At 62.2% G+C, this 23,535-nt stretch carries 22 protein-coding genes; 11 read left to right on the top strand and 11 right to left on the bottom strand.

The window, feature by feature from the left end; translation table 11 throughout:
- Positions 1-8: 8 nt before the first annotated feature.
- From F3J17_RS00280 to F3J17_RS00270, 3 genes are all read right to left on the bottom strand, one after another.
- Positions 9-320, bottom strand: coding sequence for a hypothetical protein (locus F3J17_RS00280; protein ID WP_167052671.1), 312 nt, complete (start codon positions 318-320; stop codon positions 9-11).
- A gap of 225 nt (positions 321-545) precedes the next feature.
- Entirely contained in the window at positions 546-842 is a 297-nt protein-coding gene (locus F3J17_RS00275; RefSeq protein WP_167052669.1) for a helix-turn-helix transcriptional regulator, read from the bottom strand.
- Positions 827-1,468, bottom strand: a complete 642-nt coding sequence (locus F3J17_RS00270; protein WP_167052667.1) for a DJ-1/PfpI family protein — start codon at positions 1,466-1,468, stop codon at positions 827-829. The genes F3J17_RS00275 and F3J17_RS00270 overlap by 16 nt, the downstream gene beginning before the upstream one ends.
- A 367-nt stretch (positions 1,469-1,835) precedes the next feature.
- On the opposite strand from F3J17_RS00270, the gene F3J17_RS00265 reads away from it, so the two are divergent.
- Positions 1,836-2,843 carry a GlxA family transcriptional regulator gene (locus tag F3J17_RS00265; RefSeq protein WP_167052665.1) on the top strand — a complete coding sequence of 336 codons (1,008 nt, stop codon included), beginning with the start codon at positions 1,836-1,838 and terminating at the stop codon, positions 2,841-2,843.
- Positions 2,809-3,336 carry a G/U mismatch-specific DNA glycosylase gene (gene mug, locus F3J17_RS00260; RefSeq protein WP_167052663.1) on the top strand — a complete coding sequence of 176 codons (528 nt, stop codon included), beginning with the start codon at positions 2,809-2,811 and terminating at the stop codon, positions 3,334-3,336. The genes F3J17_RS00265 and mug overlap by 35 nt, the downstream gene beginning before the upstream one ends.
- Here the strand turns inward: mug and F3J17_RS00255 are convergent.
- Positions 3,333-4,271, bottom strand: a complete 939-nt coding sequence (locus F3J17_RS00255; protein ID WP_167052661.1) for a LysR family transcriptional regulator — start codon at positions 4,269-4,271, stop codon at positions 3,333-3,335. The genes mug and F3J17_RS00255 overlap by 4 nt on opposite strands.
- 347 nt (positions 4,272-4,618) lie before the next feature.
- Between F3J17_RS00255 and F3J17_RS00250 the strand changes: the two genes are divergently transcribed.
- The 4 genes from F3J17_RS00250 (at position 4,619) to F3J17_RS00235 (ending at position 9,506) form a co-directional block, all read left to right on the top strand.
- Positions 4,619-5,287: an antibiotic biosynthesis monooxygenase gene (locus F3J17_RS00250; RefSeq protein WP_167052659.1), complete on the top strand. Its 669-nt coding sequence runs from the start codon at positions 4,619-4,621 to the stop codon at positions 5,285-5,287.
- 125 nt (positions 5,288-5,412) lie between these two features.
- The gene (locus F3J17_RS00245) at positions 5,413-6,885 is read left to right on the top strand and encodes an MFS transporter (RefSeq protein ID WP_240160766.1); all 1,473 of its coding nucleotides are present in this window, start codon (positions 5,413-5,415) and stop codon (positions 6,883-6,885) included.
- 12 nt (positions 6,886-6,897) lie between these two features.
- Entirely contained in the window at positions 6,898-7,971 is a 1,074-nt protein-coding gene (locus F3J17_RS00240; protein WP_167052655.1) for an HlyD family secretion protein, read from the top strand.
- The gene (locus F3J17_RS00235) at positions 7,968-9,506 is read left to right on the top strand and encodes an efflux transporter outer membrane subunit (RefSeq protein WP_167052653.1); all 1,539 of its coding nucleotides are present in this window, start codon (positions 7,968-7,970) and stop codon (positions 9,504-9,506) included. The genes F3J17_RS00240 and F3J17_RS00235 overlap by 4 nt, the downstream gene beginning before the upstream one ends.
- Positions 9,507-9,530: 24 nt before the next feature.
- On the opposite strand, the gene F3J17_RS00230 is transcribed toward F3J17_RS00235, so the two are convergent.
- The gene (locus F3J17_RS00230; protein ID WP_167052651.1) at positions 9,531-9,914 is read right to left on the bottom strand and encodes a nuclear transport factor 2 family protein; all 384 of its coding nucleotides are present in this window, start codon (positions 9,912-9,914) and stop codon (positions 9,531-9,533) included.
- 201 nt (positions 9,915-10,115) lie between these two features.
- Here F3J17_RS00230 and F3J17_RS00225 point away from each other — a divergent pair, with 201 nt between their 5' ends.
- Positions 10,116-11,375, top strand: a complete 1,260-nt coding sequence (locus F3J17_RS00225; RefSeq protein WP_205194572.1) for an MFS transporter — start codon at positions 10,116-10,118, stop codon at positions 11,373-11,375.
- Positions 11,376-11,465: 90 nt separating this feature from the next.
- Here the strand turns inward: F3J17_RS00225 and F3J17_RS00220 are convergent, their stop codons facing one another.
- Positions 11,466-12,173 (bottom strand): SDR family oxidoreductase, encoded by a 708-nt coding sequence (locus tag F3J17_RS00220; protein WP_167052649.1) that lies wholly within the window; start codon positions 12,171-12,173, stop codon positions 11,466-11,468.
- A 213-nt stretch (positions 12,174-12,386) separates the two neighbouring features.
- Here F3J17_RS00220 and F3J17_RS00215 point away from each other — a divergent pair, with 213 nt between their 5' ends.
- Positions 12,387-12,974, top strand: a complete 588-nt coding sequence (locus tag F3J17_RS00215; RefSeq protein WP_167054344.1) for an XRE family transcriptional regulator — start codon at positions 12,387-12,389, stop codon at positions 12,972-12,974.
- Positions 12,971-13,501: a GNAT family N-acetyltransferase gene (locus tag F3J17_RS00210; protein ID WP_167052647.1), complete on the top strand. Its 531-nt coding sequence runs from the start codon at positions 12,971-12,973 to the stop codon at positions 13,499-13,501. The genes F3J17_RS00215 and F3J17_RS00210 overlap by 4 nt, the downstream gene beginning before the upstream one ends.
- Before the next feature lie 24 nt (positions 13,502-13,525).
- Here the strand turns inward: F3J17_RS00210 and F3J17_RS00205 are convergent, their stop codons facing one another.
- Positions 13,526-14,269 (bottom strand): helix-turn-helix transcriptional regulator, encoded by a 744-nt coding sequence (locus tag F3J17_RS00205; protein ID WP_167052645.1) that lies wholly within the window; start codon positions 14,267-14,269, stop codon positions 13,526-13,528.
- 177 nt (positions 14,270-14,446) lie between these two features.
- Here F3J17_RS00205 and F3J17_RS00200 point away from each other — a divergent pair, with 177 nt between their 5' ends.
- Both F3J17_RS00200 and F3J17_RS00195 read left to right on the top strand, forming a co-directional pair.
- On the top strand, positions 14,447-16,363 hold the full coding sequence (locus F3J17_RS00200; RefSeq protein ID WP_167052643.1) for an MFS transporter: 1,917 nt from the start codon (positions 14,447-14,449) through the stop codon (positions 16,361-16,363).
- A gap of 51 nt (positions 16,364-16,414) precedes the next feature.
- On the top strand, positions 16,415-18,088 hold the full coding sequence (locus tag F3J17_RS00195; protein ID WP_167052641.1) for a long-chain-fatty-acid--CoA ligase: 1,674 nt from the start codon (positions 16,415-16,417) through the stop codon (positions 18,086-18,088).
- A gap of 66 nt (positions 18,089-18,154) precedes the next feature.
- On the opposite strand, the gene F3J17_RS00190 is transcribed toward F3J17_RS00195, so the two are convergent.
- From F3J17_RS00190 to F3J17_RS00175, 4 genes are all read right to left on the bottom strand, one after another.
- Entirely contained in the window at positions 18,155-18,808 is a 654-nt protein-coding gene (locus F3J17_RS00190) for a glycine zipper 2TM domain-containing protein (RefSeq protein ID WP_167052639.1), read from the bottom strand.
- A gap of 156 nt (positions 18,809-18,964) precedes the next feature.
- Complete coding sequence (locus tag F3J17_RS00185) at positions 18,965-20,026, bottom strand: porin (protein WP_167052637.1); 1,062 nt, start codon at positions 20,024-20,026, stop codon at positions 18,965-18,967.
- A gap of 173 nt (positions 20,027-20,199) precedes the next feature.
- Complete coding sequence (locus F3J17_RS00180) at positions 20,200-22,107, bottom strand: alkyl sulfatase dimerization domain-containing protein (RefSeq protein WP_167052635.1); 1,908 nt, start codon at positions 22,105-22,107, stop codon at positions 20,200-20,202.
- Positions 22,108-22,184: 77 nt separating this feature from the next.
- Complete coding sequence (locus tag F3J17_RS00175; RefSeq protein WP_167052633.1) at positions 22,185-23,510, bottom strand: MFS transporter; 1,326 nt, start codon at positions 23,508-23,510, stop codon at positions 22,185-22,187.
- Positions 23,511-23,535: the final 25 nt, after the last annotated feature.

The raw sequence follows: 23,535 nt of genomic DNA, 5'->3' as shown, positions 1-23,535 counted from the left end.
TTCAAAACTTAACCGATCTTGTTGGCCTGTTCCCTGGCCTGCAGGCGCTGCGCCTGCAGATCGCCGCGATTGGCTTCCTGCGCTGTCTGAACCGAAGTCTCGGTCGCCTCGGCCAATGCCGCGCGCGCGGCATTGCTGATCTTGACCGAATAAGAAGCCGACGACGACGTGCTTTGTGCAGGTGTCGTTGAGCTTTGCGTTTGCGTTGCGCTGGACGATTGGGCCGTGGCGCTGGTTTGCGCCGATTGTCCGTTGTTGGTGGTGGTGGCCGTTGCGACATTCGTCGCCAGTGCCTGGCCGGAAACCGCTTGAATTGCCATCGAATTTCTCCCGATTAAATGAAACGCCGGAATACGGCATTTGCTTTATCGGCGGCGCTTTAATTGTGCTTTAGAAGTATATTTTTTGTAACTATGGCAATGCTTAAGGTTTAGATAAGGTGGTCTTTAAATTGCGATTTAAAGACATTATTCTGAATAAAAACGACTGGCATTCAGTATCTGCCTTCCAGTTCCAGCCGCTCGGCAAGGTGCTGGGTTCGAGACCTAAAGTTGCTGGTGGAGCTGCGCGGCGAAAGCGCGTATGAGCGCTTCGTTGCGCGCGAGGAAGGTCCATTGACCCACGCGTGTGCAGAGCAGCAATCCGGAGTCGACCAGCGCGGCAAGATGTGCTGAAACGGTCGATTGTGCAAGACCGCTGCGTTGCTGGATCGCGCCGACGGGCACGCCGTGGCCCAGGTCGATATAGCTCGCCGCAAAGGCCTCGCGCGGCGTTTTCAACCATGCGAGGATCTCGCGGCGCAGCGGATTGGCGAGCGCCTTGTGGATCAGGTCGGCGTCCATCGTGCAGCCTTGTCCAGTGGGTTCGAACGCGCGGCGGACGTATCCGCCGCCTGTACAGGCAAACCTAACGAAACGCCGATCTGATCGGCGGTCCGCGCGCCCAGGTCTTCCCTGACGAGCGCCAGCGCGAGATGCAAGCCGGCGCGCGCGCTGCCCGACGAATAGAGATTGCCGTCCTTCACACAGGCTTCGCTTGCGAATACATGGGTGGAGGGATATTCGTCGGCGAGGCGCCTTACGTAACGCCTTTGCGTGGTTATCCAATGCTTGTCGGCAAGGCCCGCGCGTGCGACCAGCAGGGCGCCGCTGGAGAGGCTGGCGATGCGCGGCGTGGTGGCGCCCGCATGGCGCAGCCATTCAACCACTTGCCGATGATCGGGCGTGGTATCGGCGAGTGGGGACCCCGGCACCATGACGATGTCGAATGCGCCTGTGGCGCGCGCATAGCAGTCAGCCGTGGCGAGCGCCGCGCCGCTGGAGGCGAACACGCTCCCACACGATGGCCCGAGCAGGCGCGGCTCGTAGAACGTCTGTCCGCGCAGACGGTTGGCCTCTTGAAACACGTCCATTGCGTCGCTGACTTCCAGCAATTGAAAGCCGGCGTAAAGCATCATTGCGACCTGCATGTGCCATATCCTCGCGGGCGCATTGGAAAGCGCGGCTGTTGGCCTTGCTGCATGCGCCCAATGGGTTGTGATGGAGTGGACGTCGCCTGGCGCTGGTAACGCGCAGGAGACGTTTGAAACACGAAGACAGTCTAGTGGGCGGCCCCGTCGCGTGCGGGCGGCGATGGTGCGTTCAACGGCCAGATAGCGCGCTTTTTGGGCCACGCGGCATGGCTGCCATTTCATTACACAGGCGCAAAAGTCTTTTTACAGGGCCAGACTGCAAGCGATTCCGGCCTTGCGTTACTCTGCGTCACGGTCATCGCAATGACCGCCGTATTTCCCCATCGATTCCGCTCAATCCCTCTCAACCGACCAAGGTTCCAGCATGAAAGTCGCCATTGTGGTGTTCGACGGTGTGCAGGCGCTTGACGTTGCCGGCCCGCTCGATGTGTTCGCCGAGGCGAATACCTTTCTCGCCGATCATCAGCGCTACGAAGTTTCGCTGGTCGGTTACGAGGCGGGCGCGGTCACCTGCTCGAATGGCATGCAGCTCGCCGTGTCTTGCGGCTTCGCCGAATGCGACGTGCAATGGGACATGTTGCTGGTGGCGGGTGGCCCCCGCTTGCCCGATGCTCACCCGTCCTTGCCGTTTCTGACCTGGCTGCAACGCCAGGCGCGCGGCGCGAGCCGCTACGGTTCGGTGTGCAACGGCGCCTTCGTGCTGGCGCGTGCCGGGCTGCTCGACGGCCGCGAGGTGACGACCCATTGGGCCGACGCGGAACGTTTGTCCGACGAATTCCCGCAGGCCAATGTGCAGCCTGACCGCATTTTCGTGCGCGATGGGCGGCTGTTTACGTCAGCGGGCGTCACGGCGGGCATCGATCTCTGTCTCGCACTGGTCGCGGAAGACTGGGGGCACGAACTGGCGGTGCGCGTCGCCAAGCGGCTCGTTGTTTATATCCAGCGCGAGGGTGGGCAATCGCAGTACAGCCCTTATATGAATGCAGGCAAGGACGAAGACCCGATACTCGCGCGAGTGCATCGCTACGTGAGCGAGCACATGACCGAAGCGCTGTCGATCGACGAACTGGCCAATGCAGCGGCAGTGAGCCGACGCACGCTTTCGCGCGTCTTTGCGAAGCATGCGAAGATGACGCCCGCAGTCTACGTCGAACAAGTGCGTGTCGATTCGGCGAGAAAGCTGCTTGCAGAATCGGATGCGCCGCTCAAAACCGTGGCGTACGAATGCGGTTTTCACAGCGCCAGTCATATGCGCACGACGTTTGCGCGGCGGCTCAACGTGACGCCGCAGCAATATCGCCAGCGTTTTCGCGCAGACTTGCGTTTCGACGAGCCCCATGCAAACACCGAATTTTCAGCCCTCGCTGCCTGATATTGTCGAACCCGGTTTATCGGTGCTGTTTTGCGGTATCAATCCCGGCATGCGTGCGGCGGCCAGCGGGCAACACTTTGCCGGCCGAGGCAATCGCTTCTGGCGCGTGCTTCATCTGGCGGGCTTTACGCAAGAAGAATTTCGCCCTGAAGATGGCTATCGCTTGCCGCAATATGGCTATGGATTGACGACAGCCGTTGCGCGGCCAACGTCGCGCGCGAGTGAATTATCCAAGGCGGAGATTCAGGCTTCGGCGCAGGAATTCGCGCTGAAGATTCGCCGTTATGCGCCGCGCTACGTGGCCTTCCTCGGCAAAATGGCGATCGCTGAAATGACCGGTCAGCGCGATATTGCATGGGGCCTGCAAAGCGCGGATTTTGCCGGTTCGCGCGCGTGGGTCTTGCCGAATCCAAGCGGACTCAATCGCAGTTTCAGCCTCGAAGCATTGGCGGCGGCGTACCGCGAATTGCGCATAGCCGCTGGTGCCCATTAGCGCGCCGACGAGTGCATCGACATTAACGTCGGTGCGCCTTGAAGGTAAGTGTTCTTCCGCAGCGTCTCGGTCACGAATTCCACGAACGAGCGAATCTTTCCGCTCCTGCCGCGCCGCTCCATATGCAGCAGGCTAACCGGCGTCGAGTCCGGTTCATAGTCGCGCAGGATGGGCACCAGATCGCCAGCAGAGACTTCAGGCGCGGCCTGATACGAAAGCAGTTGCGTGATGCCCACGCCATGCATGGCGGCAGAAACGGCAGCGGGCGCGAGGTTGACCACCATGCGTGGCTGGATGCGCACGGGCAATCGCGCCGCGTTTTCGTAGAACAGCCATTCATGCGGCTGGGACACGCCGGTGAACGACACGCAATCGTGCAGGAGCAGATCGCGCGGATGCGCGGGTTCGCCGCGCTTGGCGAGATAGGCAGGCGCGGCGAAGGTTTGCCGCCGCACTGCGCCCAGTTTCACCGCGAATGCCGACGAATCGCCTAAATGGCCGATGCGGATCGCCACATCTACGCCTTCTTCCAGCAGCTTCGTCGGACGATCGAGATACACGGCATTGACGTTGACTTCCGGATAACGCAACGCATACGCATTGACGAGCGGCGCAATAAATCGTTGCCCGAATAAAACGGGTGCGGAAATGGTCAGCGTGCCGACGGGATTCTCGGGATCGGCGGCGAGATTGGATTCCACGTCTGTAATCGCATCGATCACCTGGCGGCAGGTCTCCAGATACGCCATGCCCGCATCGGTGGCGCGCACCGATCGTGTCGTGCGCGCCAGAAGATGCGCGCCAAGACGCGCTTCGAGCGAATGAACCGCGCGCGAAACCGCTGCTGCAGACATATTCAGTTTCTCCGAGGCAGCGGTAAAACTGCCTTGATCGACGATGGCAACAAACACTTCCATCTCACGCAACTTATCCATGCTGGCTCTCCAGAACCGCTTGTCTGCCTTGGCGAAACAGGCATCCGACATTTAAAAAGATTTGATGAGCCGATTGTAGGCAGCGTGCCGCCGTCTGCGATATGGCGCTATGTCGATTGACCCGAAAGCGAGCTTCAATGGCCTGTACCCGTCGCGCTGAATCGTCGGATGAAGCCTGTTTTTAAGGGGTTTTCGCGTTGATGAAATTGAGCGAAATGCCCTGGCCGGATTCGCGCGCACGATGGCCCAAAAGCCATCGTGGTTCAGCTTCAATAAAGACGCCTGGTCTTCGACAATGGATTCACTGCTTCGATAACGCAGTGACCCATCCCACAAGCGAGGTTCCTATGTTTTCCGCAATGCTTGAAGTGAATCCGGTTCCCGAACAATTCGATGCGTATCTCGGCATGGCCAAAATGTTGCGGCCCGAGCTCGAAAAGATCGAGGGTTTCATCGACAACAACCGCTACGCCAGTTTGACGCGCGATGGCTGGCTGCTTTCGCTGTCGAGCTGGCGCGACGAGAAGTCCTTGATCCGCTGGCGCACCACCACGAAACATCACAAGATCCAGCAGGCCGCGCGCGATCGCGTGTTTGCCGATTACCGGCTGCGCATCGGCCAGACGGTTGCGGATACGCGCCTGCCGCAAGGTGAAGCACTCACCGAGCAGCGGCTCGACGTGACCGAAGTGGGCGCGGGCAAAGCGGTGACCCTGCTCGACGCGACGCGCGACGCCGCCTGGGTGAAGCAGGCCGGTGCTGACGCTGTGCGCGAGTCGCTCGGCTTGTCGCTGGATGCCGACGGCCTCGTGGCATGGGACGCATTCGACGCGTTGATGAGCCCCGGCGATGTGATCGTGGTGGCGACCTGGCGCGATATGGAGGCTGCTGAAGCGTTCGAGCGTCAAACCTCGCTTGCCCAGGACGCGCGTCTGCGGCACATCCGCATCATCCGCGAATACGGCATGTTCGATCGCCGCGAGGCGCCCCAGTATTTCGAAGACGCGCAGCGCTGATCGCCATGAGCACCGTCCATACCCCGGCAACGCCGATATCGGCCGCGCAGTCGCCCGCCCGCGCGGCGCAACCGGCCGCGACGCCAACCCCCTTTACCGCGCGACTGGCCGTGGGTCTGGTCGGCATGTTGCTGGCCTCGCTGCTGGCGATCCTCAACGAACAGGTCACCGCCGCCGCGATGGCCGATATCCAGGGCGCGTTCTCGATCGGCCACGATGACGGCACATGGCTCACCGCCTTGTTCGAAGCAGGCAACGTGGCCATCATGGTGTTCGCGCCGTGGCTGGGCGTGACCTTCACGCTCAAGCGCTTCACCATCGCGGCCGTGCTGGCCACCCTGTTTCTGGGCGTGCTGTGCCCGTTCGCGCCCGATCTGCCTGCGCTGTACCTATTGCGCGTGCTGCAGGGCATTGCCGGCGGCTGCCTGCCGCCGATGCTGATTATCGTCGCGCTGCGCTATCTGCCGCCGCGCATCAAGCTGTACGGGCTGGCGGGCTATGCGCTGACCGCGACGTTCGGCCCGGCGCTGGGCACGCCGCTGGCCGCGCTGTGGACCGAATACGTGAGCTGGCGCATGGCGTTCTGGCAGATCGTGCCGCTGGGCCTGCTGTGCTGTGCGGCTATCCAGCAAGGCCTGCCCGCCGACGCCATGAAGCTCGAACGCCTGCGCGAATTCAACTGGACCGGCCTCGCCACGGGATTCCCGGCGATTGCGATGATCGTGACCGGACTTTTGCAAGGCGACCGGCTCGACTGGTTCAACTCTGTGTTGATCCGCGTGCTGTTCGGCGGCGGCGCGGTGTTGCTTGCGCTCTTTCTCGTCAATGAGTGGTATCGGCCGGTGCCTTTTTTCAAGCTGCAATTGCTCAAGCGCCGCAATTTCACGCACGGCCTCACCACGTTGCTGGGCACCGTGATTCTGCTGGTGGGCATGGCGGCGATCCCGGGTCAGTATCTGGCGAAGGTGCAGGGTTACCGGCCCCTGCAGAGCGCGCCGCTTGCCTTGCTGCTGGCTGTACCGTTGCTGATTGCGTTGCCTTTGACAGGCGCATTGTTGAACCTGCGCCGCGTGGATTCGCGCTGGGTCATGGCAACCGGTCTTTCGCTGATGATCGCGACCTGCGCAATGGGCAGCTTCATGACATCCGACTGGATCCGCAGCAACTTCTATCTGATGCAGTCGCTGCAGATCGCGGCGCAGCCGATGGTCATCATGTCGATCCTGATGGGCGTGACCACGGGTTTGCCGCCTACCGAAGGACCGTTTGCCTCGGCGATGTTCAACACGCTCAAGACGTTCTCCGCCGCCATCGCGACGGGCCTGATCGAAGGTCTTGGCACGGTGCGCGAGCATTTTCATTCGAGCACGCTGGTGGATCAACTGGGCAACCGCGCATGGATTGCCAGTGAGGGCGGGGACGCGGCCGTGAATCCGCATGAACTCGCGCATCGCATTCACGAACAGGCCGTCGTGCTGACATCGGCCGATCTCTATTGCGTGCTGGGCTGTGTCGCTGTCGCGTTGCTCTTGCTGGTGCCCGTGCTGCCGGTGCGTATCTATCCGCCGTGGACGACCACGCCGGACTCTTCGAAATAAAGGACGAATGTCATGTCTACGACTATCTTCTCTCGCCTGAAAGTAATTCGGACTGCAGCATTTATAGCCGTGACGGGCGTGGCGGCATGGGCCTGCACGACATTCGTCGGCGGTTCGAATACGGAATCCACCAACGACGCCTATGTGACGGCCGATTTCACGCTGGTTGCTCCGCGCGTTGCCGGACAGATCGCCGAAGTGCTGGTGGCCGACAATCAATCCGTGAGCGCGGGCCAGTTGCTGGTGCGCATCGACGATCGCGACTATCGCGCCGCCCTCAAAAGTGCGCAGGCCGATGTTGCCGCCGCGCAGGCATCGGTGGCGAATTTCGATGCTCAGATCGCGCGTCAGCCTTCGCTGGTCGAACAGGCGCGCGCGACCTTGCGCGCCGACGAGGCGTCGATCAGTTTTGCGCGCGCCAACGCCGCGCGCTATCAAAACCTGTCCGACGCGGGCGCAGGCACCGCACAGGAGCAGCAAAGCGCCTCCAGCACGCTGGCTGCGCAACTCGCGCAGCAGTCGCACGATGAGGCCGCATTGTCGGCCACCGAGCAGAACCTCGATGTTCTGCACACCCAGCGCGACAAGGCCGCAGGTGCATTGGAGCGCGCCGACGCCGCACTTGATCAGGCGCAGCTCAATCTGTCCTATACGGAGATTCGCGCGCCGGTGGCTGGCAAGATTGGCCGGCGCTCCGCCCGGGTGGGCGCGTTCGTCACGCCCGGCGCGCCCGTGCTCGCGATCGTGCCGCTGGCGGATGCCTATGTGGTCGCCAACTTCCAGGAAAACCAGATCACGAAAATGCGGCCCGGCGAAAGCGTGCGCGTGAAAGTGGACAGCCTGCCAGGCGTGGTGATCCGCGGTCATATCGATAGCCTCGCGCCCGCAACCGGTCTGAGCTTCGCGCCGATTGCGCCGGACAACGCCACGGGCAATTTCACCAAGGTCGTCCAGCGCGTGCCCGTGAAGATCACCATCGATCCGGCTCAACAGGCGGCATCCGCATTGAGCGTGGGCCTGTCCGTCGAAGCAGAAGTGGCGCTGGGCCGCGGTGCGGATCAGCCTGAAACAGGAGAAGCAAAATGAAGGCGAACGATTCTTCCATCCGGGCCATCATCCTGACGATCCTCGCGTGTCTCGTCATGGCGGGCTGCACGGTCGGGCCGAATTTCGAACGGCCGCAGACGCCCACGCCTGAAGTATTCGATCGCACGCAGGCCGCGCAGGCGGCCAGCAAACCCGTGCAGGCGCGGCTCGACCCGGACTGGTGGACCCTGTTCAACGACCCGGTGCTGAACGGTCTCGAACAGCAGCTCGCGCAGGCCAATCTCGACGTGGCAGCCGCATCCGCACGCCTGCTGCAAAGCCGCGCGCAGCGACGCGTAGTGGGTGCGGCGCAGATGCCCACGCTCGACGCCGCTGCCTCATATGACCGCGAGCGCGGTAGCGAAAACGGTGTGCTTTCGCTGCTGGGCGTGACACCTACGCAAACACAGCCGCAATCGGCGTCGGGCAGCGCACCGCTGGGCGTTGCCGGGATGCCGAGCTCCAAGGGCTCGCCGGCATACAACCTCTATCAGACCGGCTTCGACGCGTCATGGGAACTCGATATCTGGGGGCGCGTGCGGCGCAGTGTGGAAGCGGTGACCGCGATGTCCGACGCCTCCTATGAAGATCGCAATGCCGTGCTGCTGAGCGCTCGCGCAGAGCTGGCGCGCGACTATATCGAACTGCGCGATACCCAGGCACTGCTGACGATTGCGCATGAAAATCTCGACATCGCGAATAATGCATTGAAGCTTACGCAGGTCCGCGCGCACGAGGGCGTGACGACGGATCTCGATGTCTCGAACGCCTCGGCGCAGGTGGAAAACATCGAAAGCCTGATTCCGGTGCTGGAATCGCACTGCGAAACCTCGATCAACGCCATCGGCGTGTTGCTGGGCGAAGAACCCGGCGCGTTGCGCCAGACGCTTGCCGCACCGCGCGATGTGCCTGCACTGCCCGCGCAGATTCCCATTGGCTTCCCCTCGGAACTCGTGCAGCGCCGCCCCGATATTCGCAAAGCCGAGGCGCAATTGCATGCCGCCACTGCGTCGATCGGTGTCGCGAAGGCAGACTTTTATCCGCGTATTTCGCTGAATGGCAGTGCGGGTTTTCAGAGCCTTCAGCTTTCGAGTCTCGCGAGTTGGGCGTCGGGACAATTCGTGGTCGGGCCGTCTATTACCATGCCGATCTTCGAAGGCGGTCGCCTCAAAGGCACGTTGCAGTTACGCGAAGCGCAGCAGCAGGAAGCGGCAATCGTCTATAAGCAGACGGTCTTGCAGGCATGGCGCGAAGTGGACGACGCGCTGGTGATCTACGACGCCGAGCAACGCCGCCGCGACCGCCTCACTGAAGCCGTGACCATGAACGAGCGTGCGCTGGCGATTGCCCAGCAGCGCTATAAGGCCGGTGCGCTCGATTACCTCGACGTGCTCAATGTGCAGAAGCAGCTACTCGATGCGCAAAGCAATCTTGAGCACAGTCGTATGGCGGCGGCGACCAATCTCGTCACGCTGTGCAAAGCCCTGGGCGGCGGATGGGAATCGACTTACGGCGGACAATATGCGGCACATTAATGCGCGCGCCTTTGCGTCATGCCGTCACGAGACGATCTGCACCCAACGGCTACGCCAGGCGGGTGCATCGAAGGGTTCGGAGAAATACTGGGTTTCGTGCACGACCTTGCCGTCACGAAATTCCATGATGCTGACCGTAAAGGCGACACGGTCGTCATATGTAATGGTGTATTCGGTGATCCACAGGTTGCCGCTGCCTTGCATGCGCCGCACGTCGAAGCCCGATGGCCGGGCCGGATGCGCGCCGCGCAGCGCCTGCAGATTCGCGCGGCCGAGAATACGTTCGCCGGATTGAGGGTAGTCGCAGAGGGCGTCGTCGGCATAGATGCGGTGTTCCGCGTCCAGATCGCCGGCCGCCGATGCTTGCCAGTGCGCCTCCAGGGCTTCGCGGATGGCCTGATCGTGCATGGTATGTCTCCGAACGTAGGCGCTCGCGCGTAGGGGATTCCACATTTGGCCCTTGAAATGCAGGGCTAACGCGCGGTGTCATTGCAGTGTAGCAAACGTCGCGACGAGCCGGATCTGATGCGCCGGACGTCGTGAACCAGGAGTGATCGACATGAAACAACGCTCTGTCCAATCGATCGAAGCGATCAAATCGGGGGTGCAATGAGCACGCTCGATACGTCTTCCGCCGATACAGCGGTCCTCGGTTATGCCGAGCGCAATGCGCTGTACTGGCGTCGCAATCTCGTCGTCTGCGTGTTCGGCTCGTTCACGACGCTGGTGAGCTTGAGCATGCTGCTGCCGTTTTTACCGCTCTACGTGCGCCAGCTCGGCGTGAGTTCGCAGGCCGCGGTGATCCAGTGGTCGGGGATCGCCTTCAGCGCGACGTTTCTGGGCACGGCGGTGACCGCGCCGATATGGGGGCGTCTGGCTGACCGCTTCGGCCGCAAGCCCATGCTCGTGCGCGCGGCCATCGGCATGGCGATCGTGATGTCGCTAATCGGCGTCGCGCATAACGTCTACGAACTGGTGGCGCTGCGGCTCGTCGCGGGGCTGGTGGGCGGCTATGCGTCGGCATCGACGGTGATGGTCGGCACGCAGGCGCCGCGCGAGCGCGCGGGCTGGGCGCTGGGCATTCTGTCGACGGGCGCGCTTGCGGGCAATCTGGTCGGGCCGCTGGTGGGCGGTTTTTTACCGGGCTGGATCGGCATACGCGGCACGTTCTTCGCGGGCGGCGCGATGATCGCCGTGGCGGCGCTGTGCACCATCTTCGTAGTGAAAGAGGACTTCAACGCGCAGCGCGATGCGAAGCGCCGCGTGCAGCAGGTGTCCTCGGCCAATGCGTCGCCGGTGAAGCGCGCCAATGCGGGCGTCGTCGCTGCGCTGCTCGTCACCGCGATGATGGTGCTGCTCGCCAATATGTCGATCGAACCGATCATCACCGTCTATATCTCAAGCCTGCACGTCGATGCCGCGCATCTGGCGCGTGTGGCGGGCGCGGTCATGGCGTGCTCGGCGCTTGGCAGCATGTTGACGGCTGCGCGGCTTGGCTCGCTGGCCGATCGCATCGGTAGCTGGCGCGTCATCATAGGCTGTCTGCTGCTCACGGGCCTGGCGATGATTCCACAGGCCTTCGTCACGCACTGGTGGCAACTTGGCGGCTTGCGCGTGGTGATGGGCATGACGCTCGCGGGGCTGCTGCCGTCGATCGGCAAGCTCGCGCGTCATTCGGTGGACGAATCCTCAACGGGACGGCTGCTGGGCTGGTTGCAGTCGGCGCAATTCAGCGGGCAGGTGATCGGACCGGTGATTGGCGGGTTGATTGGCGTGCACATGGGACTGCATGCGGTGTTCTTTGCGACCGGCGCCTTGCTGGTGGCGTGCGCGGGGCTCGCGCAATGGGCGCGCAAGCAGGAACATTGACGTAATCGTGCTTTAAAACAGGCATAAATAAAGGCTCTGCCGTTTCCGGCAGAGCCTTTCGTTTCAGCGCGTGTTATTCGAACCGCGCGTTCAATGTCCCGCGCTTTGGCCGCCATCCACATGCAGGATTTCGCCCGTAACGAAAGCGGCCGAATCCAGATAGAGAATCGCATCGACGATATCGCGCATCTCGCCCATATGGCCCATTGGATGCAGCGCGCCCAATGCGGCGTGCGTTTCCGGCGCATGCATCGGCGACTTGATGATGCCAGGTGAAACCGCGTTGGCGCGAATGCCGGCTGCTGCATATTCGATCGCCAGCGATTTCGTCGCCGAATTCAAGCCGCCCTTGGTCAGCGAAGCCAGCACCGAAGGCACGTTATGGTTGGCCTGATCGACGAGGCTCGTCGTGATGCTGACGATATGGCCGCTGCCCTGTTTCTGCATCTGCTCGACGGCCAGTTGTGTGATGTAAAAGAAGCCGTTGAGATTGACCTTGGTGATCGCGGCGTAGTCGTCTTGCGTGTATTGCGTGAACGGCCTGGCGATAAAGATGCCCGCATTGTTGACGAGCGTATCGACGCGGCCAAAGCGTTCGATTGCAGCTTCAACGACGCGACGTGCGGTGTCGGCGTCGCCGATATCGCCAGCCACCGTCACGAGATCTGCTTCGGTAGACGGCGCGATGCTGCGCGATGTGGCGACTACGCGATGGCCCTGTGCGCGAAACGCCTTGACGGTTTCCGCGCCGATGCCTTGCGATGCGCCGGTGACGATGATGACTTTGGATGTGCTCATGATTTGCCTCGCTGGGAGTGAGTGTCCGGTCTGCTTTCCGGTCGAATCTGGGTGATCCGATGGATGCAGACTGTAGGCGCATCGGCCCAGGATTCGAACACCCGCCGTGGAGCAAGAGTTTTGCGTCGCGAGAACAAATGCATGCGGTTCGCCATCGCTGGGACACCACACGATTTCCATTGCAATGGAATAAAAATCCATTATACTGGATTCATGAATGTCGAAGCCCTCCTTGCCAGACGAGTCCGCGACCTGCGCAAAGCGCACGGCCACACCCTGGACGATCTGGCCGAAGCCAGCGGCGTAAGCCGCTCGACCATCTCGCTGATCGAACGTCAGGAAATCAGCCCCACAGCCGTGGTGCTGAACAAACTGGCGGACGCGCTGGGCGTGTCGATGGCCGCGCTATTCGCCGAGGACGCGCCCAGCGACGCCCAGCAGCCGCTCGCGCGCCGCGCGGAGCAGCAGACGTGGCAGGACCCGGCGACCGGCTATCTGCGCCGCCATGTGTCGCCAGTGGGCTTTGCTTCGCCGCTTGAACTGGTCGAAGTCAGCTTTCCGCCCGGCGAGAGCGTCACGTTCGATAACGTGACGCGCCTTGCCGTGACGCACCAGCAGGTATGGGTGCTCGAAGGCGAGATGGCGATCAGCGTGGGCGAGAAGGCGTGGCAACTGAAAGCCGGGGATTGCCTCGCCATGGTGCTCGACCAGCAGATTGTTTTTCGCAACCCGGGGCGCAAACCCGCGCGCTACGCTCTGGTATTGACGACCGTATCCACGACTCAAAGGACAACGAAATGAGTGATCCCATCATCGTGCAATGCACCCACGAGCGTCATGCCGATGCGATCCTGGAGATCTTCAACGACGCCATCGTCAATTCGACGGCGCTGTACGACTACAAGCCGCGCGACGCGCAAAAGATGGTGGCGTGGTTCGAAGCCAAACGTGCGGGGAATTTCCCGGTGATCGGCGTGGAAGACGAAAGCGGCACCTTGCTGGCCTTCGGCAGCTATGGCACGTTCCGCGCGTTTCCCGCGTTCAAGTACACGATGGAGCATTCCGTGTATGTGCACAAGGATCATCGCGGCCGCGGGCTGGGGCGCGTCATCATGGATGCGGTGATCGCCGCTGCGCGCGAGAACGATGTGCATGCCCTGATGGGCGCGATCGACGCGACCAATGCGGGCAGTATCGCTTTGCACGAGCGGCTGGGATTCAGGCACGTCGGCACGTTGCCGGAAGTGGGCTTCAAATTCGGCCGCTGGCTCGATCTGGCGTTCTATCAATTGCTGCTGGATACGCCCGCCAAACCTGTCGACGGCTGATGGCCGGTATCTCGCCGGCTACGCTCAGTCGGCGACTTCGCGCCGCAATTCGGCAAACATGCGCGGCTCCCATTCCCGCGTGCCGATCAGCAGACCCGTGCCGCGCCGATGCGTGAGCGGCGCGGACGCCGATTCATCGTGCAAGGCCGCAAACTTGCTGCGCAACCGGCGCAATTCCACCGCAAGTTCTGCACGCGCCGCTTCGGTCAGCATGCCCTGGGTGAATTCGAGCGATTCCCCCGCGCCCGCGAAGCTGTCGTCAAGAAAATCTCCCAGCCCGCGCGCCTTGAAATACTGCCGGATTGGTCCGCCCGGAATCCAGTCGAAATCGCGGGCCACCAGCAGTCGGATGCGATCGCCGGGCAGCAGCGCAATCAATCCCATACGGTCGAGCGAAAGCAGCAGCTTCAGACATTCCGCGCGCGTGAACGTATAGATCGCGACGATATCGTCGAGCGTCCAGTGGTTGAGCGCGCAGACCGTCACCAGCAGCAGCCGCTCATTCGAGACGAGTTGCGCCTCCTGCGCCTGGCTGAGGATGCGTAGTTGCGGCACCGTCGCCGCGGCTTCCTGCACCAGTTCGGCAACGGTAAAGCCCAACAGCCCGCAAATCTCCTCCAGCCGGTCCAGCGTGAAGCGCCCCTTGGAAAAAAGCCTTTTCACACTGGGTTCGGAGACGCGTAGCGCTTGCGCCACGTCACGGTAGGTCATCCGCCGCGCGCGCAATTGCCGCTTCAGCGTTTCGACCAGTTGGGCAGTTTGGCTCATCAGAAAGTATTGAAAAATGATACTTATGGTGGCATTAGCGGTCACTCTAGCATGAGTTTGCATCGGATTTGATCCTGATCGTCATACTGGCTTCGTCTTCTGGCCGGGCGCCGATGTCGGCGGCAAACTGCACCGCGCGCCCTCTGACCGATCACTCCGCACGCTCACGAGCCACACATGACCTCTACCGCTAGCCGCGAACGCCGTGATGAACCCTCACAGTTCGCCTTGTTGCGCGAGCGCCGCTTCGCGCCGTTTTTCTGGACGCAATTCCTCGGCGCGCTCAACGACAACGCGTTCAAGATTGGCTTTACGTCGCTCGTGACCTACGAGGCGTCGAGCTTCGCAGGCGTCGATGCGAAAACGGCGGCGTTTGTGATTCCCGCGCTGTTCGTTCTGCCCTTCGTGCTGTTCTCGGCCACCTCCGGGCAGATCGCGGACCGCTTCGACAAGGCCGCGCTCACGCGCTTCGTCAAGAACTTCGAGATCGTCGCGATGTTGATTGGCGGCGCGGGATTCATGTTGCATAGCGCGGCACTGCTGTATTGCTGCACGTTTCTGATGGGCGTGCATTCGACGCTGTTCGGCCCGGTGAAATACGCGTATCTGCCGCAACATCTCGCGGACGCCGAACTCGTGGGTGGCAACGGTCTCGTCGAAATGGGCACTTTCGTCGCGATCCTGCTGGGCACCGTGGCGGGCGGCGCGGCTGCCGCTGCGGGTGGCTTGGGGGCGATGCTGCTGGCGGCCCTGTGTGTGGTGATGGCGCTCGTGGGGCGTATCGTGTCGTCGCGCGTGCCGGCTTCACCCGCGCCGCAGCCCGATCTGCGCATCAACTGGAATCCTATCGGCGAGACGTGGCGCAATCTGCAGATCGCGCGCGAAGATCGCACGGTTTTTCTTGGCCTGCTCGGGATTTCGTGGCTCTGGTTCGTGGGCGCAACGTTGCTCTCGTCGTTCTTCGGTTTCGCGAAGGACGTGCTCAGCGCGAATCCCGATGTCGTGACCGTGCTGCTGGCGACGTTTTCGGCGGGTATTGGCATCGGTTCGCTGCTGTGCGAGCGTCTCTCGCGCGGACGTATCGAAATTGGCCTCGTGCCGCTTGGTTCGATCGGCATGAGCGTGTTCGCGATCGACCTGTTTTTTGCGAGCCACGCGCTGCCGGCGCACGCCCATCTGCAAACCGTGAGCGAATTCATGGGCGCTGCCGCTCATTGGCGTGTGCTGGCCGATCTGTTTCTGCTTGCGATGTTTGGCGGCTTTTATAGCGTGCCGCTTTATGCGCTGATTCAAAGCCGCAGCAAGGCGACGCATCGCGCCCGCATCATTGCCGCAAACAATATTCTCAATGCATTATTCATGATTGCTTCCGCGCTGATGGGCGTGGCGCTTGGCGCGGCGGGCGTGGGTATTCCGGGGCTTTTCCTGATTACAGGGCTGTTGAATATCGCGATTGCCGTGTACATTTACTCGCTCGTGCCGGAATTCATGCTGCGTTTTATTGCATGGGTGCTGGTGCATACGTTTTATCGCATTCGTCTTGTCGATACGCAACGCATTCCGCATGAAGGCGCGGCGGTGCTCGTCTGCAATCACGTCAGCTTTGTCGATGCCGTTGTGATCATGGCCGAAAGCCCGCGCCCGATCCGCTTCGTGATGGATCACCGCATCTTCCGTTCGCGTCTTGTCGGCTGGTTGTTCCGTCATGTGAAGGCCATTCCGATTGCCCCCGCGCACGAAAATGCCGAACTGCTCGATCAGGCTTATGCGCATTGCGCCCAGGCGCTGGCCGAAGGCGAACTGGTTTGCATTTTCCCGGAAGGCAAGCTCACGCGCACCGGTGAAATGAACACTTTCCGTCATGGAGTCACGGAAATCCTGCGCCGCGTGCCCGCGCCGGTTGTGCCGATGGCGCTGCAAGGCCTGTGGGGCAGCGTGTTTTCACGCGACGAGCGCTCCCGCATGCCGCGTCCGCTGCGTCTGCGCGCGATGAGCCGTCTCACGCTGGCGGTGGGCGAACCGCTCGCCCCAGCAGAGGCTTCGCCGCAGCGGCTGCAGGAAATCGTGCAGACATTGCGCGGTGCGCAGCCCTGAAAACACGCTCGATACGCGTCCCAATATTTTTTGAGTTACCTCGACCACACCATGAATAAACCCTGGCTCCATTCCTACCCGTCGGGCGTGCCTGCCGAGATCGACATGTCGCGCTATGGCTCCATCACGGCACTTTTCGAGGAGAGCTTCCGGCAATTTGGCGAGCGACCTGCATTCGCGTGCATGGGCAAATCCATCAGCTATGCCGAACTCGATACGCTTTCGCGCAGGCTTGCCGCGTGGCTGCAATCAAAGGGCCTTGAACGCGGTGCGCGCGTGGCGATCATGATGCCCAACGTGCTGCAATATCCGGTTGCGCTGGCCGCGATCCTGCGCGCGGGTTATGTGGTGGTGAACGTGAATCCGCTCTATACGCCGCGCGAACTCGAACATCAACTCAAGGACAGCGGCGCTGAAGCCATCGTGTTGCTGGAGAATTTCGCCACTACGCTGCAAGCGGTGGTGCAACACACGTCCGTCAAACATGTTGTGGTCGCAACCATGGGCGATCTGCTTGGCATGAAAGGCTGGCTGGTGAACTTCATGGTGCGGCGGGTCAAAAAGATGGTGCCCGCCTGGGATTTGCCGGGGCACACGCGTTTTAACGCGGCGATCGCGCAGGGCGCGCGCCTGCCATTCAAGCGCGTGGAGCAGGGCCTCGACGATATCGCCTTCCTCCAGTACACGGGCGGCACCACGGGCGTATCGAAGGGCGCTACGCTGCTGCATCGCAACCTCATCGCCAATCTGTTGCAGACCCAGGCGTGGCTCGAACCCGCACGCGCGAAACGTCCTGACGTGACGCAGAACGTGACCGTTGCGGCGTTGCCGCTCTATCACGTGTTTGCGTTGACAGTGTGCGGCTTGCTGAGCATCCATACGGGCGGCCTTTCCGTGCTGATTCCCAATCCGCGCGATATGGCGGGCATGATTGAGACGCTGCGTGCGTATCGCATCACCATGTTCCCCGCCGTGAACACGCTTTATAACGCGATGCTCGATCATCCCGACTTCGACAAGCTCGACTTCTCGCAGCTTTTCGCGGTAGTGGGCGGCGGCATGGCCGTGCAGGAAGCGGTGGCGAAACGCTGGTTCGAAAAGACCGGCGTTCCGGTGGTGGAGGGCTATGGCCTGACTGAGACCTCGGCGTGCGTGACCTGCAATTCGCCGGTTGCCGTGACCTGGAGCGGCACGATCGGCTTGCCGCTGCCCTCTGCCGAAGTGTCCATCCGCGACGACGATAACAACGTGCTCGGCGTGGGTGTGCCGGGCGAACTCTGCATTCGCGGTCCGCAGGTCATGGCCGGTTACTGGCAACGCCCCGACGAAACCGCAAAAGTGATGACGCCCGATGGCTTCTTCAAATCGGGAGATATTGCGGTGATGGACGAAAGCGGTCTGGTGAAGATCGTGGACCGCAAGAAGGACATGATTCTGGTGTCGGGTTTCAACGTCTACCCGAATGAAGTCGAGGATGTGGTGGCGCAGCATCCTGGCGTGTTCGAAGTGGCGGCCGTGGGCGTGCCGGATCGTCACTCGGGCGAGGCCGTGAAAATCTTCGTGGTGCGAAGAGATCCGGCGCTGACCGACGCCGAGATTTTCAACTGGTGCAAGGAGCGTTTGACGGGTTACAAGCGGCCCAAGCTGGTGGAGTTCCGCGACGGTCTGCCTAAAAGCAATATCGGCAAGATTTTGCGGCGCGAACTGCGCGATGGCCGCGCGTGAGCGTCTGATTTCGGGATCGGCTACGCGAATCGTCATGCTCGATGACGATTCGCGGCAGTTACAAAATCAATAACGTGAAAGCTGGCTGCCGTTGATCTGCACGCGGTCGCCCGGATGCAGATCGCCAGGCGTCGGGACGTCGAAGGCGCGCGTCGAGCCATCGCTCAACTGCACGTCGATGCGATAGCCGGCCGGACCGCTCATTTGCTGGCCGATCTGGTTGCCTGCATAGGCGCCGCCCAGTGCGCCGATAACGGTTGCGGCGTCGCGGCCATGACCACGGCCGATCTGGTTGCCGAGCACGCCGCCCACCAGCGCACCCACGACGGTGCCGCCGACGCCGCCTGCGCTCGTGGCGCTGCTGACCGGGTGGATTGCGGAGATCGTGCCGTACTGCGCAGCGTATTGGTTGTTGTACTGCGGGTTGTTGTACTGCGGGTTGTTGTACTGCGAATTGTTGTACTGGCCGCTGTATTGCCCGCTATTTTGCGAGTCATACGGCTGCGCAGGCGGGGGCGGCGGCGGAGCATAGGCCGGTTGCTGCACAGTGGCCGGTTGCGCATACGCGGGCTGGGCATATTGGCCTTGATAGCCCTGTTGCGAACCATAAGACGAATAACCCGGCCCGTAGCCCGGCGCAACACACGCGGACAGCGAAACGGCGGTAGCGGCGACGAGCGCGGCGGTCAGGGCAGAGCGGGTAGAGAGCATGGGCATCACGGTGTTTTCTGCGGCGCAGCGCGCAATGTACGCGGCGGGCCGTCGTTCGGTAGCGGATGCGGCGGAGTATAAGGAATGCCCGTCCAGCCGTCCGCTACGTGCGGGTAACAACGTGTAAAGTCTGTTGCCGATGGCGCGCCGCGCCGCGTTCGCGCTTTAAAACCGCGTCATCAATCCCACCGAAACGCCCGTTGTCGACGCAGTGCCCGCGCGTATGCCGAGTCCCGCGATATTCAGCGCATCATTGCGGTACGCGCCCTGCAGTCCGTTGAAATCGGCCTCTGCGTAAATCTCGGTACGCTTGGAAAGGAAATACTCCGCGACGGCGTACGTGGTGAGCTTGTGGCCGTCGCCACTTTTCGCGTTCGCCAGATGGCTTGCGCGATCGTAGTAGACCGCGGCGGTCAACTGGATCGCGGGCGTGGGCACGACGACAAGGCCCGCACCCGGCATCTGGTCGTGCCGCTCCGGTGCCCCCGCCGTGGCGGCGCTCACATGCAGATCCGCGTAGCTGAGGAACAGGCGCGCCGGGCCCATCACGAGCGAGCCGCCGCCCTGGAAGGTCTCGGCCCACTGTGTGGCGGTGGCGTTCCATTGCTTCTGATAGCCAAAGCCCGCGAGGCCGCCGCCCCATTGATACAGCGCCATTCCTGAAACGTTGCTGCCGGCGCGCGTATTGCCGGCCACGCCTCCGGGCGAATAACTCGCGCCATAACGGAATCCACCCACGCGCCCCAGGTAGCTGATGGTGTTGTTGAAGCGCGTGTCGTAGGTGAAGAAGTTGAAGTAGTAGAGCGCGTTGGGCGAGACTGCGAGCGACTGGCCCTGACCATTGAGCGGATCGACGAGAATCGAAAAATATTCGTTCGCGCTCACCTGACGCCCGAAGGTCAGACGTCCATAGTTGCCGTTGAATCCCACATAAGCCGCCTGCGAAAACAGCACGCTCGAACTCTTGAGCGCGCCGGTGCCGCTATTGAAGGCGTTTTCCAGCTTGAAAATCGCCTTGACGCCGCCACCCAGATCTTCCTCGCCAGCAAGCCCAAAGCGGTTGCCCGCCAGAATATTGTTATTGAAGGCCACGGCGCTGCCGCCGTTGAGACCGTTGGTCCAGCGCACACCGCCGCCCAGGTAGCCATACAGTGTCACGCTCGATTGCGCGTGCACGCAAGCCGGAAGAGTCGCGCCGACGAGAACGCTCAGTAGAAGCTTTTTCATCTGTCTCCTTGATTCTCTTTTAATTGATATGGATAACGAATGAATCGTCATCGATGATCAGTGTGTCGGAGCGTTTCCGGTTTCGCCATCAAGCGTTGGGCATAGACACATTCCTCGCGAGCATGTCCGCATTAACCCCGACAATGCCAACGGGCAGCGCAGAACCGCTTCAATCAAGGCTCAACGACGTTGAAACGTCCATCTGGCTTTTCCAGCGTCTTCAGGAATGCGCCAAACAGCGCCTTTGCGCCATCGAGCGCGATATCGCCTTCAGCGACGGCCGCACCGAATTGCGTTTCACCCAGCAGGATGCGATCGAGCGTCGCGCGCGTCATCGCAATGCCCAGATCGTGACTGTCGCGATGGGGCGTTGTGGACCACGTCAGTGCACCGTGTTTGAGAGTCAGCGCGTAGCGCGCATTGCGATCGGTGAAGTGCCAGCTCATGCGGATGTCCAGGTTTTGCGCTTTAAGACCATCCACCATCACGGCGAGATAATCGAAGAAAGCGCCGTCGCTGAGCGAGCGCACGAGATCCTGGCTGCGCATGACGTGCCCCGCTGCCGCGCCCGCTCCCTCCCGCAATTCGCGCGCACCCAGCAGATAGGCGTTGCGCCATGTCGCCGATTCGGCCTGAAAGCCCATTTGTTCGAGCGCTGCTGCGCCCAGTTCGCGCGCTGCGCGCAGTTCCGGCTGCGCAAACACGAGGCGGTTCATGATCTCCGCGACCCAGCGATACTCGCCACGGTCGAAATCGCGGCGCGCGCGTTCGAGCATCGCCTGAGCGCCACCCATGTACTCGACATAGCGCGACGCGGCCAGTTCGTCGGGCAGGGCGTGCAAGTGCGCGGGATTGCCGTCGTACCAGCTCAGATAGCGCTGGTAGATCGCTTTGACGTTATGCGAAATCGTGCCGTAATAGCCGCGCGTGTGCCATTGGGCGGCGAGCGCGTCGGGCAAAGCGAGCGATTCGGCGATTTCGGCGGCGGTCTGGCCGCGATTCATCAGGCGCAGTGTCTGGTCGTGCAGATATTTGTAGAGATCGCGCTGCTGTTCGAGGAAGCCGGTCAGGCGTGTCGTGCCCCAGGTAGGCCAATGATGCTGTGCGAACACGACATCGGCGTGGCCGGCGTAACGCTCGATCGCCTGATTGAGGTAGCGCGACCAGAGTTTCGCATTGCGCACCTGCGCGCCCCGCAGCGGGCAGAGATTGTGAAGCGTGCGCGTGCCATTCTCCGCCACGTTCAGCGCGCGTAGTTGCGGGAAGAAGAAGTGCATTTCGGCGGGCGCTTCGCTATCCGGCGTTAGCTGAAAGACGATCTCTATACCGTCGATCGTATGTGTTTCGGTTTCCTCACGGATGAGCTGGGTGGGTTCGATCAGCGTGACCGCGCCGCTCGGCATGGTCTTGCCCAGGCCCGCGTCGATCTGGCAGCAGGCGCTGCGCGCCAGCGTCTGTCCAAACTGGAATTGCGAGCGCCGCTCCATGGCGGTGCCGGCCAGCACGTTCTCCGATACCGCCTCTTCCATGAAGCCTTCGGGCGCGATGATCGCGCACCGTCCTGCGCGCACGCTTGCTTCGTCGATGACGCCTTTCACGCCGCCGAAGTGATCCGTATGACTATGGCTGTAGATCACGGCGACGACCGGGCGGCGCGGCCGATGTGCGTAGTAGAGTTCGAGCGCTGCGTGCGCCGTCTCGCGGCAGGTGAGCGGATCGATGATGATGAGGCCGCTATCGCCTTCGATCAGCGTCATGTTCGAGAGATCGAATCCGCGTACCTGATAAATGCGGTCGGTCACAGCGAACAGACCATGCAGGCGGTTGAGGCGCGCCTGGCGCCACAGCGCGGGATGGGCCGTCGGCGGTGCGCACTCTTCGTCGAGGAAGGCGTAGTCGGCCATGCTCCAGACCAGCCGACCGTAGTCGTCGCGGATCTCGGCGTCGGGGATCGTGCCGATAAAGCCACGCTGCGCTTCCTCGATATCGAGCGGGTCGTCGGTGGGCAGGCCATGTTGTACGGCGATCTGGGCGTCGACGGTGGCTTGCGTCGCGCGCTGGAAGGGGAGGGTGTCGTTCATGATCTCGGGAAGACTCGCCGGTCGGGACGTGCTATCCACGTCGCGCCCGGCATGGTGAGGACGTTGGGTGCGCAGACTCAGTGCGTGATGCGAGAGGCCGCGAATTCCGGTTCCGGAAGTGCGCGCAGCGCAGCGCGCGAGCGTTGTGGGTCGAGCCAGCGTGCACATAGCGCGCCGCAGCCGATCAACACGAAGCCAGCCAGCACACACGATTGTTCAAAGCCGATGGCGGTATTGCCGTGCGCATGCTGGATCAGCACGCCCGTCAGCAATGGAGCGCTCAGGCCCGCCAGCGAGCCGATCGCATTGCTCAAGGCGAGAATCGCGCCGCGCTGCCCGTCGGGCGCGACTTCGCTGAGCATTGCCGGACCGACCGAATACATTGCGAGCGTAAGCCCGCTGCTGAGTGTGAGCAGCAGCACTTTCTCGAAGGGGCCGAGCGCCGGCACGAACACCACCATGCGCATCAAGCCCGCCACGCCCAGCGCCACGGCGATAAAGATCCCACGCGATTGCCGCGAGGGCATGCCCGCGCAAAGCATCCGTTGCGAGAGCCAGGCGAGGCCAAGACCCATCGGCGTGGTGATGCCGACAAAGAGCGCGAAGAGTCGCCCCGATGTGCTGGCGCTATAGCCAAGACCCGCCTGCAGATAATGCGGCATCCAGGTAAGCGAGGTGGCGAGCACCCAGTTCGCCGCGAAATGGCCGCAGAAATTGCCGACGATGGTGCGATCCGCAAGCAGCACGCGCCAGCGCACGCGCTGCGTGATCTGGCCGTCTTGCGCGTGTCCCTTGGCTGATGAGCGCAGCGACGAACCCAGCGGCCCTTCCGCGCCGAAGACCAGCCAGCACGCACACCACACGAAGCCCAGCACCGCGAGCACCACGAAGTTCGCGCGCCAGCCCCAGCGCGCCGTCACGAGCGGAATCGCCAGTCCCGCGATAAAGAGGCCCAGTGCGCTGCCCTGATACAGCACGGCGGCGGGCAGGCCGCGCTTTTCGTCGGGGAACCACTTGTAGATCGCATGCAGTGCGACCGGCGAGGCCGGACCTTCGCCAGCGCCCAGCAACACGCGCAGCACGAGGATCACGCTCATCGAGCTTGCAAACAACATGGGCAATTGCAGCAGCGACCACGACAGCGCCATCAGCAGCAGGATGAGGCGGGTGGCGACGCGATCGGCGAGCATGCCGCCGATCACCGCGGAAATGGCGAACAACCAGTTGAGGCTGCCGCCAATCAAGCCGAACTGCGTGGGCGTGAGGCCAAGATCGCGCATCATCGGCACGGACACCATGCCGAACACGATCTTGTCGAGGAAATTCACCATCATCATCAGCGCGAGCATGATGGCGATCGACCACGCGCGCGCGGGCCGATAGTCGCTAGCGTTAGCGGACATGCCTGTCTCCGGACTTGTTCTGGAG

It is taken from the genome of Burkholderia sp. Ax-1719, from assembly GCF_011753055.1.
Classification (GTDB): Bacteria; Pseudomonadota; Gammaproteobacteria; order Burkholderiales; family Burkholderiaceae; genus Paraburkholderia.
The sequence above is the reverse complement of the archived record's forward strand: the minus strand, read 5'-3'. Positions and strand labels throughout refer to the sequence as shown.

Bases quoted from the DNA above. Each gene is read 5' to 3' on its own strand.
- F3J17_RS00280 (WP_167052671.1), bottom strand. From the start codon at position 320: ATGGCAATTCAAGCGGTTTCCGGCCAGGCACTGGCGACGAATGTCGCA.
- F3J17_RS00255 (WP_167052661.1), bottom strand. From the start codon at position 4,271: ATGGATAAGTTGCGTGAGATGGAAGTGTTTGTTGCCATCGTCGATCAA.
- F3J17_RS00215 (WP_167054344.1), top strand. From the start codon at position 12,387: ATGAATGTCGAAGCCCTCCTTGCCAGACGAGTCCGCGACCTGCGCAAA.
- F3J17_RS00185 (WP_167052637.1), bottom strand. From the start codon at position 20,026: ATGAAAAAGCTTCTACTGAGCGTTCTCGTCGGCGCGACTCTTCCGGCT.
- F3J17_RS00175 (WP_167052633.1), bottom strand. From the start codon at position 23,510: ATGTCCGCTAACGCTAGCGACTATCGGCCCGCGCGCGCGTGGTCGATC.
- F3J17_RS00245 (WP_240160766.1), top strand. From the start codon at position 5,413: ATGTTGCTGGCCTCGCTGCTGGCGATCCTCAACGAACAGGTCACCGCC.
- F3J17_RS00235 (WP_167052653.1), top strand. From the start codon at position 7,968: ATGAAGGCGAACGATTCTTCCATCCGGGCCATCATCCTGACGATCCTC.
- F3J17_RS00210 (WP_167052647.1), top strand. From the start codon at position 12,971: ATGAGTGATCCCATCATCGTGCAATGCACCCACGAGCGTCATGCCGAT.
- F3J17_RS00265 (WP_167052665.1), top strand. From the start codon at position 1,836: ATGAAAGTCGCCATTGTGGTGTTCGACGGTGTGCAGGCGCTTGACGTT.
- F3J17_RS00270 (WP_167052667.1), bottom strand. From the start codon at position 1,468: ATGCAGGTCGCAATGATGCTTTACGCCGGCTTTCAATTGCTGGAAGTC.
- F3J17_RS00240 (WP_167052655.1), top strand. From the start codon at position 6,898: ATGTCTACGACTATCTTCTCTCGCCTGAAAGTAATTCGGACTGCAGCA.
- F3J17_RS00250 (WP_167052659.1), top strand. From the start codon at position 4,619: ATGTTTTCCGCAATGCTTGAAGTGAATCCGGTTCCCGAACAATTCGAT.
- mug (WP_167052663.1), top strand. From the start codon at position 2,809: ATGCAAACACCGAATTTTCAGCCCTCGCTGCCTGATATTGTCGAACCC.
- F3J17_RS00275 (WP_167052669.1), bottom strand. From the start codon at position 842: ATGGACGCCGACCTGATCCACAAGGCGCTCGCCAATCCGCTGCGCCGC.
- F3J17_RS00180 (WP_167052635.1), bottom strand. From the start codon at position 22,107: ATGAACGACACCCTCCCCTTCCAGCGCGCGACGCAAGCCACCGTCGAC.
- F3J17_RS00225 (WP_205194572.1), top strand. From the start codon at position 10,116: ATGAGCACGCTCGATACGTCTTCCGCCGATACAGCGGTCCTCGGTTAT.
- F3J17_RS00195 (WP_167052641.1), top strand. From the start codon at position 16,415: ATGAATAAACCCTGGCTCCATTCCTACCCGTCGGGCGTGCCTGCCGAG.
- F3J17_RS00230 (WP_167052651.1), bottom strand. From the start codon at position 9,914: ATGCACGATCAGGCCATCCGCGAAGCCCTGGAGGCGCACTGGCAAGCA.
- F3J17_RS00205 (WP_167052645.1), bottom strand. From the start codon at position 14,269: ATGAGCCAAACTGCCCAACTGGTCGAAACGCTGAAGCGGCAATTGCGC.
- F3J17_RS00220 (WP_167052649.1), bottom strand. From the start codon at position 12,173: ATGAGCACATCCAAAGTCATCATCGTCACCGGCGCATCGCAAGGCATC.
- F3J17_RS00200 (WP_167052643.1), top strand. From the start codon at position 14,447: ATGACCTCTACCGCTAGCCGCGAACGCCGTGATGAACCCTCACAGTTC.